A 16,660-nucleotide genomic window follows, 5' to 3' on the forward strand; every position below is an offset into this window, starting at 1 on the left:
CATAAAATCTCACTCTATGAAGAATATTCGTAACTTTTCGATCATCGCTCACATCGACCATGGTAAGTCGACGCTGTCTGACCGTATCATCCAGATTTGCGGTGGTCTTTCCGATCGCGAAATGGAAGCCCAGGTTCTTGACTCGATGGATCTTGAGCGCGAGCGCGGTATTACTATCAAAGCGCAAAGTGTGACGCTGGATTACAAAGCTAACAATGGTGAAATCTACCAGCTCAACTTTATTGATACTCCAGGTCACGTTGACTTCTCCTATGAGGTTTCCCGCTCATTGGCTGCCTGTGAAGGGGCGCTGCTGGTGGTGGATGCCGGGCAGGGTGTTGAAGCACAGACGCTGGCGAACTGCTATACCGCCATTGAAATGGATCTCGAAGTGGTGCCGGTACTGAACAAGATTGATCTGCCAGCTGCCGATCCTGAACGCGTTGCGGAAGAGATTGAAGACATCGTCGGTATCGACGCTACCGATGCGGTGCGGTGCTCGGCGAAGACTGGCGTCGGCGTTCCGGATGTACTGGAGCGTCTGGTGCGTGATATTCCCCCGCCAGAAGGCGATCCGGATGCGCCGTTGCAGGCGCTTATCATCGACTCATGGTTCGATAACTACCTTGGCGTGGTTTCTCTGGTGCGTATTAAAAACGGCACCATGCGTAAAGGCGACAAAATTAAGGTAATGAGCACCGGGCAGGTCTATAACGCTGATCGCCTCGGTATTTTCACGCCGAAACAGGTTGACCGTAACGAACTGAAATGCGGCGAAGTCGGTTGGTTGGTCTGCGCAATTAAAGACATTCTCGGCGCACCAGTCGGCGATACCCTGACCGCAGCCCGTAACCCGGCAGACAAAGCGCTGCCAGGCTTTAAAAAAGTGAAGCCTCAGGTTTATGCAGGCCTGTTCCCGGTCAGTTCCGATGATTATGAAAACTTCCGTGACGCACTCGGTAAGCTGAGCCTGAACGATGCTTCGCTGTTCTATGAGCCGGAAAGTTCCACCGCGCTGGGCTTCGGCTTCCGCTGCGGCTTCCTCGGCCTGCTGCACATGGAGATCATTCAGGAACGTCTGGAGCGTGAATACGATCTGGATCTGATTACCACCGCGCCGACCGTAGTCTACGAAGTGTTGACCACCAACAAAGAGGTGGTTTACGTCGACAGTCCTTCCAAGCTGCCACCGCTGAACAATATCGATGAACTGCGCGAGCCGATCGCCGAATGTCATATGCTGCTGCCGCAGGAATACCTGGGCAACGTCATTACCTTGTGCGTAGAAAAACGCGGCGTACAGACCAACATGGTTTACCACGGTAACCAGGTGGCGCTGACCTATGAAATACCGATGGCGGAAGTGGTGCTGGATTTCTTCGACCGCTTGAAGTCGACCTCGCGCGGTTATGCGTCGCTGGACTACAACTTCAAACGTTTCCAGGCTTCAAACATGGTACGTGTGGACGTGCTGATTAACGGCGAGCGTGTTGATGCGCTGGCGCTGATTACCCACAATGATAATGCGCCGTACCGTGGCCGTGAGCTGGTGGAGAAGATGAAAGAGCTGATCCCGCGCCAGCAGTTTGATATCGCGATTCAGGCGGCGATTGGCAACCATATTATTGCCCGCTCTACCGTGAAACAGCTGCGTAAAAACGTACTGGCAAAATGCTATGGCGGTGACGTCAGCCGTAAGAAAAAGCTGCTGCAGAAACAGAAAGAAGGTAAGAAACGTATGAAGCAAGTCGGCAACGTCGAACTGCCGCAGGAAGCGTTCCTTGCCATTCTGCACGTAGGCAAAGAGAGCAAATAACCTAGAGGAGTTGGCATGGCGAACATGTTTGCCCTGATACTGGTGATCGCGACGCTGGTGACGGGAATTTTATGGTGCCTGGATAAGTTTATTTTTGCACCGAAACGTCGGGAACGTCAGGCTGCCGCACAAGCTGCTACAGATGATGCGCTTGATGCGAAAACGCTGAAGAAAATCGGCCCGAAACCGGGCTGGCTGGAAACGGGGGCTTCTGTCTTCCCGGTGCTGGCGATTGTTCTGGTCGTGCGTTCGTTTATCTATGAACCTTTTCAGATCCCGTCAGGTTCGATGATGCCGACGCTGCTGATTGGCGATTTTATTCTGGTGGAGAAATTTGCCTATGGCATTAAAGATCCAATTTACCAGAAAACGCTGATCGAAACCGGGCATCCGAAACGCGGCGATATTGCTGTATTTAAATACCCGGACGATCCGCGTCTTGACTACATCAAGCGCGTAGTTGGCCTTCCGGGCGATAAAGTCACTTATGATCCGGTGAGCAAACAGGTTACCGTGCAGCCGAACTGTAGCTCTGGCCAGGCATGCGGTAGCGCGCTGCCGATCACTTACAGCAATGTGGAAGAGAGCGATTTTGTGCAGACTTTCGGTCGTCGTACCGGCGGTGAAGCGAGCAGCGGTTTCTTCCAGATACCGAAAGGGCAGAGTATGGACGACGGCGTGCGTCTGGCCGAGCGTAAAGAGACGCTGGGTGATGTGACGCACCGCATTCTGACCGTGCCTATCGCGCAGGATCAATTGGGGATTTACTATCGCCAGGCGAACCAGCCACTGGCTACATGGGTTGTGCCACCGGGTCACTACTTTATGATGGGTGATAACCGCGACAACAGCGCGGACAGTCGTTACTGGGGTTTTGTACCGGAGCAAAATCTGGTGGGTCGGGCCACGGCAATCTGGATGAGCTTCGAGAAACAAGAAGGTGAATGGCCGACAGGCGTACGCCTGAATCGTATCGGCGGAATTCATTAATTAGCCGGGGCGCAATCATTACGCTTGCGCCCCGAATTATTTCCAAGATTATTCCCATCTGACTAACGACAACCCCGGTCGTTGCGTATAGAATATTCCCCCGAAGTTAGGACTGGTTCCCACAAGAGCCACGGCACACGAAACCGCGTTGGTTTGTTTTCAGGTCGGTTTCGTGTGCTGCATTGTTGACGCATTTATTTATTGGTATCGCATGAACCCCATCGTAATTAATCGGCTTCAGCGGAAGCTGGGCTACACTTTTCAACATCAGGATCTGTTGCAGCAGGCATTAACCCACCGCAGCGCCAGCAGCAAACATAATGAGCGTCTCGAATTTCTCGGCGACTCTATTTTAAGTTTTGTGATTGCAAATGCGCTTTATCATCGTTTCCCACGTGTGGATGAAGGTGATATGAGCCGTATGCGTGCGACGCTGGTACGCGGAAATACGCTGGCGGAAATCGCCCGCGAATTTGAACTGGGCGAATGTCTGCGTTTAGGGCCGGGTGAATTGAAAAGCGGCGGTTTTCGCCGTGAGTCTATTCTGGCGGACACCGTTGAGGCATTAATTGGCGGGGTATTCCTTGATAGTAATATCCAGACTGTCGAACAATTAATCCTGAACTGGTACCAGACACGTCTGGACGAAATCAGTCCTGGCGATAAACAAAAAGATCCGAAAACGCGTCTGCAGGAGTTTTTGCAGGGTCGCCATCTGCCGCTGCCTTCCTATTTGGTGGTGCAGGTGCGTGGCGAAGCGCACGATCAGGAATTTACTATCCACTGCCAGGTCAGCGGCCTGAGTGAACCGGTGGTCGGCACAGGTTCCAGCCGTCGCAAGGCGGAACAAGCTGCCGCCGAACAGGCGCTGAAAAAACTGGAGTTGGAATGAGCACTGAAACTGAAAAAAGCTATTGCGGGTTTATCGCCATCGTTGGGCGGCCTAATGTTGGCAAATCCACCCTGCTGAACAAGCTGCTGGGGCAGAAGATTTCGATCACCTCCCGCAAAGCGCAGACCACGCGCCACCGCATCGTTGGCATCCATACTGAAGGGGAATATCAGGCAATATACGTCGATACCCCAGGGCTTCATATGGAAGAGAAACGCGCCATTAACCGGCTGATGAACAAAGCGGCCAGCAGTTCAATCGGTGATGTTGAACTGGTGATTTTTGTTGTCGAAGGTACCAAATGGACTCCAGACGACGAAATGGTGCTCAACAAGCTGCGTGACAGTAAAGTGCCGGTGATCCTCGCGGTCAACAAAGTTGACAATGTGCAGGAAAAAGCGGATTTGCTGCCGCACCTGCAATTCCTGGCAAGCCAGATGAATTTCCTCGATATCGTGCCGCTCTCTGCAGAAACCGGCACCAACGTCGATACCATCGCCAGCATCGTGCGTAAGCATCTGCCGGAAGCGATTCACCACTTCCCGGAAGATTACGTGACCGATCGTTCTCAGCGCTTTATGGCTTCTGAGATTATCCGTGAAAAACTGATGCGTTTTCTCGGTGCCGAATTGCCTTACTCGGTTACCGTGGAGATCGAACGGTTCGTCACCAATGAACGCGGCGGTTACGACATCAACGGGTTGATCCTGGTTGAGCGCGAAGGGCAGAAGAAGATGGTGATTGGTAACAAAGGCAGCAAAATCAAAACCATCGGTATTGAAGCTCGTAAAGATATGGAAGAGATGTTTGAAGCCAAAGTTCACCTTGAACTGTGGGTGAAGGTGAAATCCGGCTGGGCCGATGACGAGCGCGCCTTGCGCAGTCTCGGTTATGTAGACGATCTCTAAGCGTGCCATCTCGATGAATTTCGGGTGGCAGGCAGGTGGCCATGCCGTAAGTCTTCAAATCAGCAACTGGCTTATGCAAAAGCAGCCTGTTCATCTGCAATCTGAACGCCGGGCATAACATAATGGAAGGCTGGCAGCGCGCATTTGTTCTGCATAGTCGTCCCTGGAGCGAAACCAGCCTGATGCTGGACGTCTTCACGGAAGAGTCAGGCCGCGTGCGCCTTGTTGCCAAAGGCGCACGTTCAAAACGCTCCAGTCTGAAAGGCGCTTTACAGCCTTTTACCCCTCTGTTGGTCCGCTTTAGCGGGCGCGGTGAAGTTAAAACCCTGCGCAGCGCGGAGGCGGTATCTCTGGCGCTGCCGCTGAGCGGTATCACACTCTACAGCGGTCTCTACGTCAACGAACTTATCTCCAGAGTGCTGGAGCATGAGACACGCTTTTCGGAACTCTTTTTTGATTATCTGCACTGTATCCAGGCGTTGGCTGGTGCAACCGGCACGCCGGAACCCGTCCTGCGCCGCTTTGAACTGGCGCTGCTTGGGCATCTCGGTTACGGCGTGGATTTTCTCCACTGCGCGGGCAGCGGCGAACCGGTGGATGATGGTATGACCTACCGCTACCGGGAAGAGAAGGGCTTTATCGCCAGCGTGGTGCTTGATAACAGCACGTTTACCGGGCGACATCTGCGTGCACTGGCGGAGCGGGAGTTTCCGGATGCCGACACCCTGCGCGCAGCAAAGCGCTTTACCCGTATTGCGTTAAAGCCGTATCTTGGTGGCAAGCCGCTGAAAAGCCGCGAGCTATTCCGGCAGTTCGTTCCCAAACGATAGCGAAAAAATTACAGGCCTGGTGGGGCGAAGACCGCGCCGGAACCCATAAAAGTACGAGGATTGTCATGGCTGAATTACTGTTAGGCGTCAATATTGATCACATTGCCACCCTGCGTAACGCGCGAGGGACCGCATACCCGGATCCGGTGCAGGCGGCGTTTATTGCCGAGCAGGCGGGTGCCGATGGCATCACCGTGCATCTGCGTGAGGATCGCCGCCACATTACCGACCGCGACGTGCGCATTTTGCGCCAGACTCTGCACACACGTATGAATCTGGAAATGGCGGTCACCGAAGAGATGCTGGCGATCGCCTGTGAAACTAAACCGCACTTTTGCTGCCTTGTGCCGGAAAAACGCCAGGAGGTCACCACTGAAGGTGGGCTGGATGTTGCCGGTCAGCGCGAGAAAATGCGTGATGCCTGCCAGCGCCTGGCGGCAGCGGGCATCCTGGTTTCGCTGTTTATCGATGCCGATGATCAACAGATTAGCGCCGCCGCCGAGGTTGGTGCGCCCTATATTGAGATCCACACTGGCTGTTATGCCGATGCTAAAACCGATGCGGAACAGGCAAAAGAACTTGAACGCATTGCCAAAGCGGCAACCTATGCTGCAAGCCTGGGGCTGAAAGTGAATGCCGGCCACGGCCTGACATATCACAACGTGAAAGCGATCGCTGCACTACCGGAGATGCACGAGCTGAATATCGGCCATGCGATAATAGGCCGTGCAGTAATGAGTGGTCTGAAAGAAGCGGTGGCCGAAATGAAACGTCTGATGCTGGAAGCGCGCGGCTAATGGCGATTCTGGGAATTGGTACGGATATCGTCGAGATAGCCCGCATCGAAGCGGTGATCGCCCGAAGCGGCGATCGCCTTGCCAGACGGGTGCTGAGCGCAAATGAGTGGGAAATCTATCAGGCGCATCAGCAGCCGGTTCGTTTCCTGGCAAAACGCTTTGCTGTGAAAGAAGCGGCAGCGAAAGCGCTGGGCACGGGGATCCGCAACGGGTTAGCGTTTAATCAGTTCGAAGTCTTTAATGACGAGCTGGGCAAGCCGAGCTTGCGTTTATGGGAAGAGGCGCAGCGTATGGCGGAAAGAATGGGGGTGCGCAGTACGCACGTGACGCTGGCAGATGAACGTCACTACGCCTGTGCAACGGTAATTATCGAGAACTAGATTTTATCGGCGTGGTGCAACAGGACAAACTTGTCCCACAGTTGTTCTTCGTTTTCCACATGCGCGGGATCTTTGAGGATCGTATTGGGGATCGGGCACACTTTCTGGCAGGTCGGGGTTTCATAATGTCCGACGCATTCAGTGCAACGGTCGCTGTTAATTTCATAAATGCTGTCGCCCATCGAAATCGCCTCGTTAGGGCATTCCGGTTCGCACATATCGCAATTGATGCATTTTTTGGTAATTAACAGCGCCATCAGGAAAATCTCAGAAACATCACGAACAGGGCGGGCATTATACGATCATTCCCTGTTCAAACCAGTTTTTTTACCAGTTCCTCACTGTGGCGAATACGCCCCGGCGCATGCTCCAGATCCTGCTGCACCAGTGCCATAAACAGTAAGTCTGTTAGCATCATTTGTGCGCTGGTGGAGGAGATCGCCGCGCTGCGTGTCGCCTGCTCTTCGGCAATGGTATAGAGGCAATGCGACGCGCGCTGTTGCAGCGTGTTAGGCGTAAAACCGGTAATTGCCAGAACTTTACCGCCCACGCGCAGCGTCTCATCAACGGCCATATTGATCTCCCGCCGTTCGCCGGTATAGGAAACCGGCAGTAGTAGCTCGCCCGGCTCCATCGCCTGTACGGTCGCCAGCAGAGCGTGCATATCCTGCTCGACGACAGCGTTAATGCCGATTTTCATCAGCTTCCAGCCGAAGTTGCGTGCAACCAGCCCGGATGCGCCAATCCCCGTCAGGATAATGCGGCGTGCGTTGCGCAGCAGGCATACGCTTTCCAGCAGCTTCTCTTCGCTGTTGACATCCAGCGAAGCATGCATGGCACTTTGATACTCGTTGATCAGCTTTTCCCCAACGACCCGCAGCGGATCGTCGCCGCGAATTTTGTTATGCACCGGAATGGAGTAGGGGTTCGGATTGCTGGCCAATGCTTCGCTGATCGCCAGCTTCATCGCCGGGAAACCTTTAAAATCCATCTTCTGCGCGAATTTCACCACGCTCGACTGGCTGACGCCCGCTTCAGCCGCCAGTTGTTGGGAGCTTAAGTGGCGTGCGTGATCGGGTTTTTCCAACAGAAATTCCGCCAGTTTTTTATCGCTCTGCGCCAGATCAGGGTAACGCTGGCGAATGCGAATCAAACAGTTCATAACATCTCCGGGAGGTATAATCAGCCGCTGTAGCTGTACCCGGCTAAGCGGGCGAAAGAATTTAATATTCCATTAATAGATTATTATTATGAATTAAAAATTCTATTGATACAAAGTATCGATGAACGGTTTTTGACCAGGATCAGGCCGCTCATAGCGTACGGGATGATTCTACCTGCGACGAGTTATCCAATCGGCGAATCGCCGGCATTAAACTGGCACCAATCGTGGCGATGATCACGGCAAGCGCGCAGGCCTGCAACACATTCTCACTGCCGTAATGCAATACCAGCGGACCGGCGGCCAGTTCACCCACCGGGATAGCGATAAACGAGCCCATCGCATCGTAGGCATACACCCGCGCCAGTTTCTCAGGTGGAATATGCATTTGTAGCGATTGCGCCCACGCCACACCGAACAGGCCAAAAGTGACGCCAGCCAGGAAAAAAGCGGCCATCAGCCAGAGTGTTGATGCAAGCTGGCTGAGCAGGTAAATCGGTACGGCGCAAAGGGCGACCAGCATAACGCCAATAAACAGATCACGGCGTGGGCGCCAGCGCAGGGCAAGGAACGAACCGGCAATCAGGCCAACGCTCTGCGCGGCAACGATAATGCCCCAACCGGTGCGGCCGAATGAACTATCCGCGATCACCGGGCCAAGTACCATGACCACCCCGCTAAACGCAGCATTGATAATGGTGAACTGCACAACGATCGACCAGACCCAGGTGCGGCTGGCAAACTCTTTCCAGCCATCGCGCAGATCCTGCAGGATGTTGCTCTGCGACACCGCTTTAATGGCATCCACGCGAATGCAGAGGTAAAGCGGCGCTGATGCGGCAAACCCCAACGCATCAATCGCCAACCCCCAGCCCGGCCCAACGGCGCTAGTCAGGATCCCGCCCAGAGATGCACCAATGACCGTTCCGCTGTAAATACCTAACTGGATCAGCGCATTTGCTGACCGCAGATTATGTGCGGGTACGGTTTGTGGCACCAGCGCGGACGACGCGGGCAGCGCAATACCGGTCGCCGCGCCATTAATGGTACCAAGCAGGGTAAGGCCAATCACGGTCGCGCTACCTTCAAGCACCATCCACGCCACTGCGCCCTGTGAAAGCGCAGCGACAACGGAGGAAGCAACCAGTACCAGGCTGCGTGAATAGCGATCTGCCAGCACACCACCAAGTAATAAAAAGGCGACATTAAACAGCGAACGTGCGGCCACCACTAACCCCAAATCGGCGGCGGACCCGCCAATATCCAATACGGCAAAAGCCAACGCAATCGGTGCGATCCCATTGCCGAGCACGGTCAGCAAGCGGGCAAAAAATAGATGGCGAAACGGAGCAAAGTGAAAGGCGCGAGGAGGAGATATCGTCATTGTGGCAGTGGATTATGGTTGCATGCTGGCAGTGTAGAGCATCCGGCAATGAACAACATCTGATTATTATCCGGGGTGGCTATTACCGGAAATATGAGGATCTATCTGTTAGGCTATGAAACAGTGATCGCCACAACCGGAGATTGGCGGTCAGGGATAAACCAGGCTGAGGGATAACATTTGTCTACCACTGAGCGCCGCGTCGTTTTTTTTGACCTCGATGGCACACTGCATCAGCAGGATATGTTCGGGACATTTTTGCGCTATTTGCTGCGCCATCATCCACTTAATGCCTTACTGGTATTGCCGCTGTTGCCAGTGATTATCGGCGGGTTATTGATCAAAGGACGTGCTGCGCGCTGGCCGATGAGCTTGCTGCTGTGGGGATGTACGTTTGGGCACAGCGAGCGCCATTTGCTCGTGCTCCAGCAGAAATTTGTCGCCTGGTTTCGCGGGCATGTAACGGCATTTCCGGTCGTCCAGACAAGGCTGACCAACTACCTTGCGGCAGCAGATGCAGATATCTGGCTGATTACCGGTTCGCCGCAATCGTTAGTGGAACAGGTCTATTTCGACACGCCCTGGCTGCCGCGCGTGAATCTGATTGCCAGCCAAATCAAACGGCGTAACGGCGGCTGGGTATTAACAATGCGCTGTCTGGGCCATGAAAAGGTTGCGCAGTTAGAGCGTAAAATCGGCACGCCGCTGCGCCTGTACAGTGGTTACAGCGATAGCAAGCAGGATAATCCGTTGCTCTATTTCTGTCAGCACCGCTGGCGTGTTACGCCGCGCGGTGAACTGCAACAACTGGAGTAGTGCCTGAGTGGGGCGCTGTGTATAATGCGCCCCGCCTGAATCACTGGAGTGCTTCCCTTTGTCCAACCCTGAACTGAATCACGAGTACTGGATGCGTTATGCGCTGACGCTGGCAAAGCGAGCCTGGGATGAGGGCGAAGTTCCTGTGGGCGCGGTATTGGTTTATCACGACCAGGTGATCGGTGAAGGCTGGAACCGGCCGATTGGCCGCCACGATCCGACGGCCCATGCTGAAATCATGGCGCTACGCCAGGGTGGGCTGGTGCTGCAAAATTATCGTCTGATCGATACCACGTTATATGTCACGCTGGAGCCGTGCGTGATGTGCGCCGGTGCCATGGTGCATAGCCGCATCGGACGGCTGGTGTTCGGCGCACGCGATGCCAAAACGGGCGCGGCGGGATCGCTGCTGGATGTGCTACATCATCCGGGCATGAATCACCAGATTGACATGGAAGAGGGGGTGTTGCGCGACGAGTGTGCGGCTATGCTGAGCGACTTTTTCCGCCTGCGCCGGATAGAGAAAAAAGCGCTGAAGCAATCGCCACCAGACTCGACAAATCTTCACGCCTGACGAGACGAAGCTGCTGTCCAGCAATTCACGTTGCCGAAAAAATTAGCGATTTACTTTTAGCGGATTTTTTACCAATGCTTCGGGGACCAGTAACGGGTTACGCAGGAAGTCAGCGTTGGGCGTCAGCGTGTTGAAGGGCGCCACGCCGTAATTCGGGCGGTTAAGTTCATCTGTCGAGACTGCCGGATAACTCTGCGCCAGTTGCAGGGTTTTGGTGGCTAGCTTCTCTTTTTCCAGCAGATAACCCACCAGGCTAATTTCGTACTTACGAATATTTTCCACATAAGAATAAGCTTCGTGACCACGGGCGTAACCGTAAGTCAGCTTGCTGTAATAAGGTTTCTGGCTCAGCAGCGGCAGCCGCTGTTTGACATCGGCCCAACTATCGGGATTGCCTTTGGTTTTCGCCGTCAGTGCCCGGGCATCAAGCATATGCGCGTAACCCATATTGTAGGCCGCCAACGCAAACCAGATTTTCTCATCCTGCGGCACACTATCCGGCACTTTGCTCATCATATCCAGCAGATAACGTGCCCCGCCGCTGATGCTTTGTTCCGCATCGGTACGATCGCTTAAGCCCAGACTCTGCGCCGTATTTTTGGTCAACATCATCAGACCGCGCACGCCGGTGGGGGAGGTAGCCTGCGAATCCCAGTGCGACTCCTGGTAAGAAATGGCCGCCAACAACCGCCAGTCGATCTCCTGGGCATATTTTTCAAAGATCGGCTGAAGATCTGGCAATACGCTGTCTACTGCGCGCAGGAAAGTGCGCGTATCCACATAGTCAAAATCTTCGCCGTGGCCGAGGTATTTCTCCTCCAGTCGGGCGAGCGTGCCGTCTTCATTCATATTATTGAAGAAGTCGAGCATTGCCGCTGACAGCGTATTATCGTCATCACGTTTGCTAAACCAGGTGACTGGCTGTTCATCGGTGATATCCAGCGCGACGGCCAGTTCCGGATGAACGCGCTGGAACAGGCTGATTGCCACTGAATCGGCAACAGTGTAACTCAGTTTGCCCTCGACAACCTGTTCAAGCAGCGCCGTCGTGCCCAGTTTTTCGTCCACTTTCCAGCTTAAGTCCGGGTACTTTTTCTCTTTAAGCTCGCGCAGATCATCCAGTGCAACATGGCCAGGGGTGATGGTTAACTGATCGGCGGTGATCGATTGCAGTGAGCGTGGGCGATAGCTGCCAACCCGATAAACCAGTTGTTGCGAAACTGAGTAGTAGACGGGGCCAGTCTGGTAGTTTTTGATACGTTCGCTGTTATAGACAAGGCCAGCAGCGAGCATATCGGCGTCATTGTTATCGAGATCGTCGAAAAGCTGGCTGATGTTCTGCCGTACGGTCACTTTCAGTTTGACACCAAGGTAATCAGCAAAATGCTGGGCCAGATCGTAATCCAGTCCGGTGGCTTTCCCGTCAATGACGGCATAGCTCAGCGGACTGGAAAGTGTACTGATGCGCAACTCCCCGCGTGCTTTGATCGCCGCGATGCGATTGTCGGCTTTACCGAACCAGGGAATGGAAGGCCACAGGGCCGCTGCCAGCAGCAGGGTAACAATGCCGATGAGCAGATAATTAATCTTAAATTTTTTCAATCAGTTAATTCTCTGCGCAGTGCTTTGCTTCAGAATATTTTTTACCGTGGTAACGCCAGAGTTTGTCGGTGATTGAGCGGCATTTTGCGCAACAAAACGCCAGTTGGCAACTAATTAGAGCAGTCGGCGACAGCTATTGTTAAAAAACCAGACGTGGTTTATTTCGACGCAAACGGTTTCGTCGCCGCGCACTATTCTCTATAATGACGCCCGTTTTCCCCCTGGTGCACACTTAAAGCGTCCCTGACGCTTCGAAGACGAGAGACTTATGATGGAAATTCTGCGTGGTTCGCCTGCATTGTCCGCTTTCCGTATCAACAAACTGCTGGCGCGTTTTCAGGCAGCCAACCTCCCGGTCAGTAATATTTATGCCGAGTATGCTCACTTTGCCGATCTGAATGACAGCCTTACCGAAGAAGAGTACGCACGGCTCCAGCGTCTGCTGAAATACGGCCCGAGCCTTGGCAGCCATACGCCGACCGGAAAATTGCTGCTCGTCACACCTCGTCCTGGCACCATCTCTCCCTGGTCTTCTAAAGCGACCGATATCGCTCACAACTGCGGCCTGAATAAAATCAATCGCCTTGAGCGCGGCGTCGCGTATTACGTTGACGCGGCGGGTTTGAGCGATACCCAATGGAATGCGGTCGCCGCCGAACTGCATGACCGCATGATGGAGAGTGTGTTCACCTCGCAGGAGGATGCTGCACGCCTGTTTGAACACCATCAACCGGCACCGGTGCAGAGCGTTGATCTGCTTGCCGAAGGCCGCCAGGCGCTGATCGACGCAAACCTGCGTCTTGGCCTGGCGCTGGCGGAAGACGAAATTGATTACTTGCAGGATGCGTTTACCCGTATGGGGCGTAACCCGAACGATATAGAACTCTATATGTTTGCGCAGGCGAACTCCGAGCACTGCCGCCACAAGATTTTCAACGCCGACTGGGTGATTGATGGTAAGCAGCAGCCGAAGTCGCTGTTCAAAATGATTAAAAACACCTTCGAGCAAACGCCGGACTTCGTTTTGTCAGCCTACAAAGACAACGCGGCGGTCATGGAAGGTTCGGAAGTGGGGCGCTTCTTCGCAGATCGCGCGGAAGGCCGTTACGATTTCCATCAGGAACCGACACATATCCTGATGAAAGTGGAAACCCATAACCACCCGACGGCGATTTCACCGTGGCCAGGTGCGGCGACCGGTTCCGGCGGCGAAATCCGCGATGAAGGGGCTACCGGTCGTGGTGCGAAACCGAAAGCCGGGCTGGTGGGCTTCTCCGTTTCCAACCTGCGTATCCCGGGTTTTGAACAGCCGTGGGAAGAAGATTTCGGTAAGCCCGATCGTATTGTTACCGCGCTGGATATCATGACCGACGGCCCATTGGGCGGCGCAGCGTTCAATAACGAATTTGGTCGTCCGGCGCTAAATGGTTACTTCCGTACCTATGAAGAGAAAGTGAACAGCCACAACGGCGAAGAGCTGCGTGGCTATCACAAACCGATCATGCTGGCGGGCGGGATCGGTAATATTCGCGCGGATCACGTACAGAAAGGCGAGATCACCGTTGGCGCGAAACTGATCGTACTTGGCGGCCCGGCGATGAATATCGGTCTCGGCGGTGGCGCGGCGTCTTCGATGGCCTCCGGTCAGTCGGATGCAGATCTTGATTTTGCCTCCGTACAGCGTGATAACCCTGAGATGGAACGTCGTTGCCAGGAAGTGATCGACCGTTGCTGGCAGTTGGGCGATGCTAACCCGATCCTCTTTATTCACGATGTTGGCGCGGGCGGTCTGTCGAACGCCATGCCGGAACTGGTGAGCGATGGTGGTCGCGGCGGTCGTTTCGAACTGCGCGATATCCTCAGCGATGAGCCGGGCATGAGTCCGCTGGAAATTTGGTGTAATGAATCGCAGGAGCGTTATGTACTCGCGGTTGCTGCCGAGCAACTGGCGCTGTTTGACGAACTTTGCCGCCGCGAACGCGCACCGTACGCGGTAATCGGTGAAGCCACCGAGGCGCAGCACCTGACGCTGAATGACAAACACTTTAACAACCAGCCAATCGACATGCCGCTGGATGTGCTGCTGGGTAAAACGCCGAAAATGACGCGTGACGTAGAAACCCGTCTGGCGACTGGCGATATCTTCAATACGCAAAGCATTTCTGTGGCTGATGCGGTAAACCGCGTGCTGCATTTGCCGACCGTGGCGGAAAAAACGTTCCTCGTCACCATTGGCGACCGTACGGTAACCGGCATGGTTTCCCGCGATCAGATGGTTGGCCCATGGCAGGTGCCGGTAGCTAACTGCGCGGTCACGACCGCCAGCCTTGACAGCTACTACGGCGAAGCAATGGCGCTGGGCGAACGTGCGCCAGTTGCGCTGCTGGACTTTGCCGCTTCCGCTCGCCTGGCGGTGGGGGAAGCATTAACCAATATTGCGGCGACGCAGATTGGTGATATCAAACGTATCAAACTCTCCGCAAACTGGATGGCGGCAGCCGGTCACCCAGGTGAAGACGCGGGCCTGTACGCGGCGGTAAAAGCTGTTGGTGAAGAGCTTTGCCCGGCGCTGGGGCTGACTATTCCGGTGGGCAAAGACTCCATGTCGATGAAAACCCGCTGGCAGGAAGGCAGCGAGCAGCGCGAGATGACCTCGCCGCTGTCGCTGGTGATCACTGCCTTTGCCCGCGTGGATGATGTGCGCCATACGGTGACGCCGCAGCTTTCAACGGAAGATAACGCCCTGCTGCTGATTGATCTCGGCAACGGCAACAACGCGCTGGGTGCGACGGCGCTGGCGCAGGTTTACCGTCAACTGGGCGACAAACCGGCTGATGTGCGTAACGTCGGGCAATTAAAAGGCTTCTATGATGCCATTCAGGCGCTGGTGGCCGATCGTAAACTGCTGGCTTACCATGACCGTTCCGATGGCGGTTTGCTGGTCACGCTGGCTGAAATGGCCTTTACCGGCCACTGCGGCGTGAATGTTAACGTTGCGGCGCTGGGCAGCGATCGTCTGGCGGCGCTGTTTAACGAAGAGCTGGGCGCGGTGATTCAGGTACGTGCCGCCGATCGTGAGGCTGTGGAAAGCGTACTGGCGGCCTACGGTTTGGGCGATAATGTTCATTATCTCGGCCGTGCCGTTTCGGGTGACCGCTTTGTTATCGAAGCGGACGGCCAGCCGGTGTTCAGCGAAAGTCGCACCACGCTGCGTATGTGGTGGGCAGAAACCACCTGGCAGATGCAGCGTCTGCGCGACAACCCTGAATGTGCGGATCAGGAACATGACGCGAAAGCGAATGATGCCGATCCGGGTCTGAACGTGAAACTGTCGTTTGACATCAACGACGATATTGCGGCGCCGTTTATTGCCACTGGCGCGCGCCCGAAAGTGGCGGTGCTACGCGAGCAGGGCGTTAACTCTCATGTGGAAATGGCGGCAGCTTTCCACCGTGCCGGGTTTGATGCCATCGACGTACATATGAGCGATCTGCTGGCGGGGCGAAGTGGCCTGGAAAACTTCCATGCGCTGGTTGCTTGTGGTGGCTTCTCTTACGGTGACGTATTGGGCGCGGGCGAAGGTTGGGCGAAGTCGATTTTGTTCAATGACCGCGTACGCGATGCGTTTGAAACCTTCTTCCATCGTCCGCAGACGCTGGCGCTGGGTGTATGTAACGGTTGCCAGATGATGTCTAACCTGCGTGAGCTGATCCCGGGTAGCGAACTGTGGCCGCGTTTTGTGCGTAACTACTCCGATCGCTTTGAAGCGCGTTTCAGCCTGGTTGAAGTCACGCAAAGCCCGTCGCTACTGCTGAATGGCATGGTCGGTTCGCAGATGCCGATCGCCGTTTCTCACGGTGAAGGCCGTGTCGAAGTGCGTGACGCGGGGCATCTTGCTCAGCTTGAGAGCAAAGGGCTGGTGGCGTTGCGCTATGTCGATAACTTCGGCAAAGTGACGGAAACCTACCCGGCTAACCCGAACGGCTCGCCGAACGGTATTACGGCGTTAACCAGCGAAAGCGGCCGCGTGACCATCATGATGCCGCACCCGGAGCGTGTGTTCCGTACGGTCTCTAACTCCTGGCACCCGGAAAACTGGGGAGAAGACAGCCCGTGGATGCGCATCTTCCGCAACGCCCGTAAACAGCTGGGTTAACCGACTGTTGCAGACAAGCCCTCTTCCTTCGTGAAGGGGGCTTTTTTTTGCCTGCTTACTGTCAGCATTTCCCGACAACAGATATTCCTTACTGTCTCCCAAAAGAGACATTTAATTTATTGATTATTAATGAGTTATTTTTGGTGGTTAATGGGTGTTGCTGATTAGCGACAGATTGGTGAAATGATAAACATTTTTGTTTTGTCGCTTAGAGGTAAAAATACATTACTAATCAATATATTAAAATAATGATTTATACATTGGCATAATACATGCATAATAACAGTCAGTGGCTCATTCACCTTCTTATGTCAGCCCCTTCGGGACGCGCTACATAAACTCAGAATGACGCA

General features: G+C 54.4%; 14 protein-coding genes. 10 read left to right on the forward strand and 4 right to left on the reverse strand.

What is annotated here, in order from left to right; all coding sequences use genetic code 11:
* Window positions 1-16 precede the first annotated feature (16 nt).
* From lepA to acpS, 7 genes are all read left to right on the forward strand, one after another.
* Complete coding sequence (lepA, locus tag BM427_RS19410) at window positions 17-1,816, forward strand: translation elongation factor 4 (RefSeq protein WP_090124468.1); 1,800 nt, start codon at window positions 17-19, stop codon at window positions 1,814-1,816.
* Between the two features lie 15 nt (window positions 1,817-1,831).
* A complete protein-coding gene (gene lepB, locus BM427_RS19415; protein ID WP_090124471.1) occupies window positions 1,832-2,806 on the forward strand; it encodes a signal peptidase I in 975 nt (324 codons plus the stop codon).
* A 211-nt stretch (window positions 2,807-3,017) separates the two neighbouring features.
* Complete coding sequence (rnc, locus tag BM427_RS19420; RefSeq protein ID WP_090124474.1) at window positions 3,018-3,698, forward strand: ribonuclease III; 681 nt, start codon at window positions 3,018-3,020, stop codon at window positions 3,696-3,698.
* Window positions 3,695-4,606 (forward strand): GTPase Era, encoded by a 912-nt coding sequence (era, locus tag BM427_RS19425; RefSeq protein WP_090124477.1) that lies wholly within the window; start codon window positions 3,695-3,697, stop codon window positions 4,604-4,606. Before rnc ends, era begins: the two co-directional genes overlap by 4 nt.
* A gap of 122 nt (window positions 4,607-4,728) precedes the next feature.
* A complete protein-coding gene (recO, locus tag BM427_RS19430) occupies window positions 4,729-5,436 on the forward strand; it encodes a DNA repair protein RecO (RefSeq protein ID WP_090124481.1) in 708 nt (235 codons plus the stop codon).
* Between the two features lie 65 nt (window positions 5,437-5,501).
* Window positions 5,502-6,233 (forward strand): pyridoxine 5'-phosphate synthase, encoded by a 732-nt coding sequence (gene pdxJ, locus BM427_RS19435; RefSeq protein WP_090124484.1) that lies wholly within the window; start codon window positions 5,502-5,504, stop codon window positions 6,231-6,233.
* Window positions 6,233-6,613, forward strand: coding sequence for a holo-ACP synthase (acpS, locus tag BM427_RS19440; protein ID WP_090124487.1), 381 nt, complete (start codon window positions 6,233-6,235; stop codon window positions 6,611-6,613). The genes pdxJ and acpS overlap by 1 nt, the downstream gene beginning before the upstream one ends.
* Here acpS and BM427_RS19445 read toward each other — a convergent pair.
* From BM427_RS19445 to BM427_RS19455, 3 genes are all read right to left on the reverse strand, one after another.
* Window positions 6,610-6,870: a YfhL family 4Fe-4S dicluster ferredoxin gene (locus BM427_RS19445; protein WP_090124490.1), complete on the reverse strand. Its 261-nt coding sequence runs from the start codon at window positions 6,868-6,870 to the stop codon at window positions 6,610-6,612. The two genes, acpS and BM427_RS19445, sit on opposite strands and share 4 nt — an antisense overlap.
* Before the next feature lie 56 nt (window positions 6,871-6,926).
* Window positions 6,927-7,775: a MurR/RpiR family transcriptional regulator gene (locus tag BM427_RS19450; protein ID WP_090124493.1), complete on the reverse strand. Its 849-nt coding sequence runs from the start codon at window positions 7,773-7,775 to the stop codon at window positions 6,927-6,929.
* 151 nt (window positions 7,776-7,926) lie between these two features.
* Window positions 7,927-9,159 carry an MFS transporter gene (locus BM427_RS19455; RefSeq protein WP_090124496.1) on the reverse strand — a complete coding sequence of 411 codons (1,233 nt, stop codon included), beginning with the start codon at window positions 9,157-9,159 and terminating at the stop codon, window positions 7,927-7,929.
* A gap of 180 nt (window positions 9,160-9,339) precedes the next feature.
* Between BM427_RS19455 and yfhb the strand changes: the two genes are divergently transcribed.
* Both yfhb and tadA read left to right on the forward strand, forming a co-directional pair.
* Window positions 9,340-9,975 (forward strand): phosphatidylglycerophosphatase C, encoded by a 636-nt coding sequence (gene yfhb, locus BM427_RS19460; RefSeq protein WP_090124499.1) that lies wholly within the window; start codon window positions 9,340-9,342, stop codon window positions 9,973-9,975.
* A gap of 58 nt (window positions 9,976-10,033) precedes the next feature.
* Window positions 10,034-10,549 (forward strand): tRNA adenosine(34) deaminase TadA, encoded by a 516-nt coding sequence (gene tadA, locus BM427_RS19465; RefSeq protein ID WP_090124502.1) that lies wholly within the window; start codon window positions 10,034-10,036, stop codon window positions 10,547-10,549.
* Between the two features lie 42 nt (window positions 10,550-10,591).
* Here tadA and mltF read toward each other — a convergent pair whose 3' ends face one another.
* The gene (gene mltF / locus BM427_RS19470) at window positions 10,592-12,151 is read right to left on the reverse strand and encodes a membrane-bound lytic murein transglycosylase MltF (protein WP_090124505.1); all 1,560 of its coding nucleotides are present in this window, start codon (window positions 12,149-12,151) and stop codon (window positions 10,592-10,594) included.
* A gap of 268 nt (window positions 12,152-12,419) precedes the next feature.
* On the opposite strand from mltF, the gene purL reads away from it, so the two are divergent.
* A complete protein-coding gene (gene purL / locus BM427_RS19480; RefSeq protein WP_090124508.1) occupies window positions 12,420-16,307 on the forward strand; it encodes a phosphoribosylformylglycinamidine synthase in 3,888 nt (1,295 codons plus the stop codon).
* Window positions 16,308-16,660 lie beyond the last annotated feature (353 nt).

Source organism: Kosakonia arachidis, from assembly GCF_900116535.1.
GTDB lineage: Bacteria > Pseudomonadota > Gammaproteobacteria > Enterobacterales > Enterobacteriaceae > Kosakonia > Kosakonia arachidis.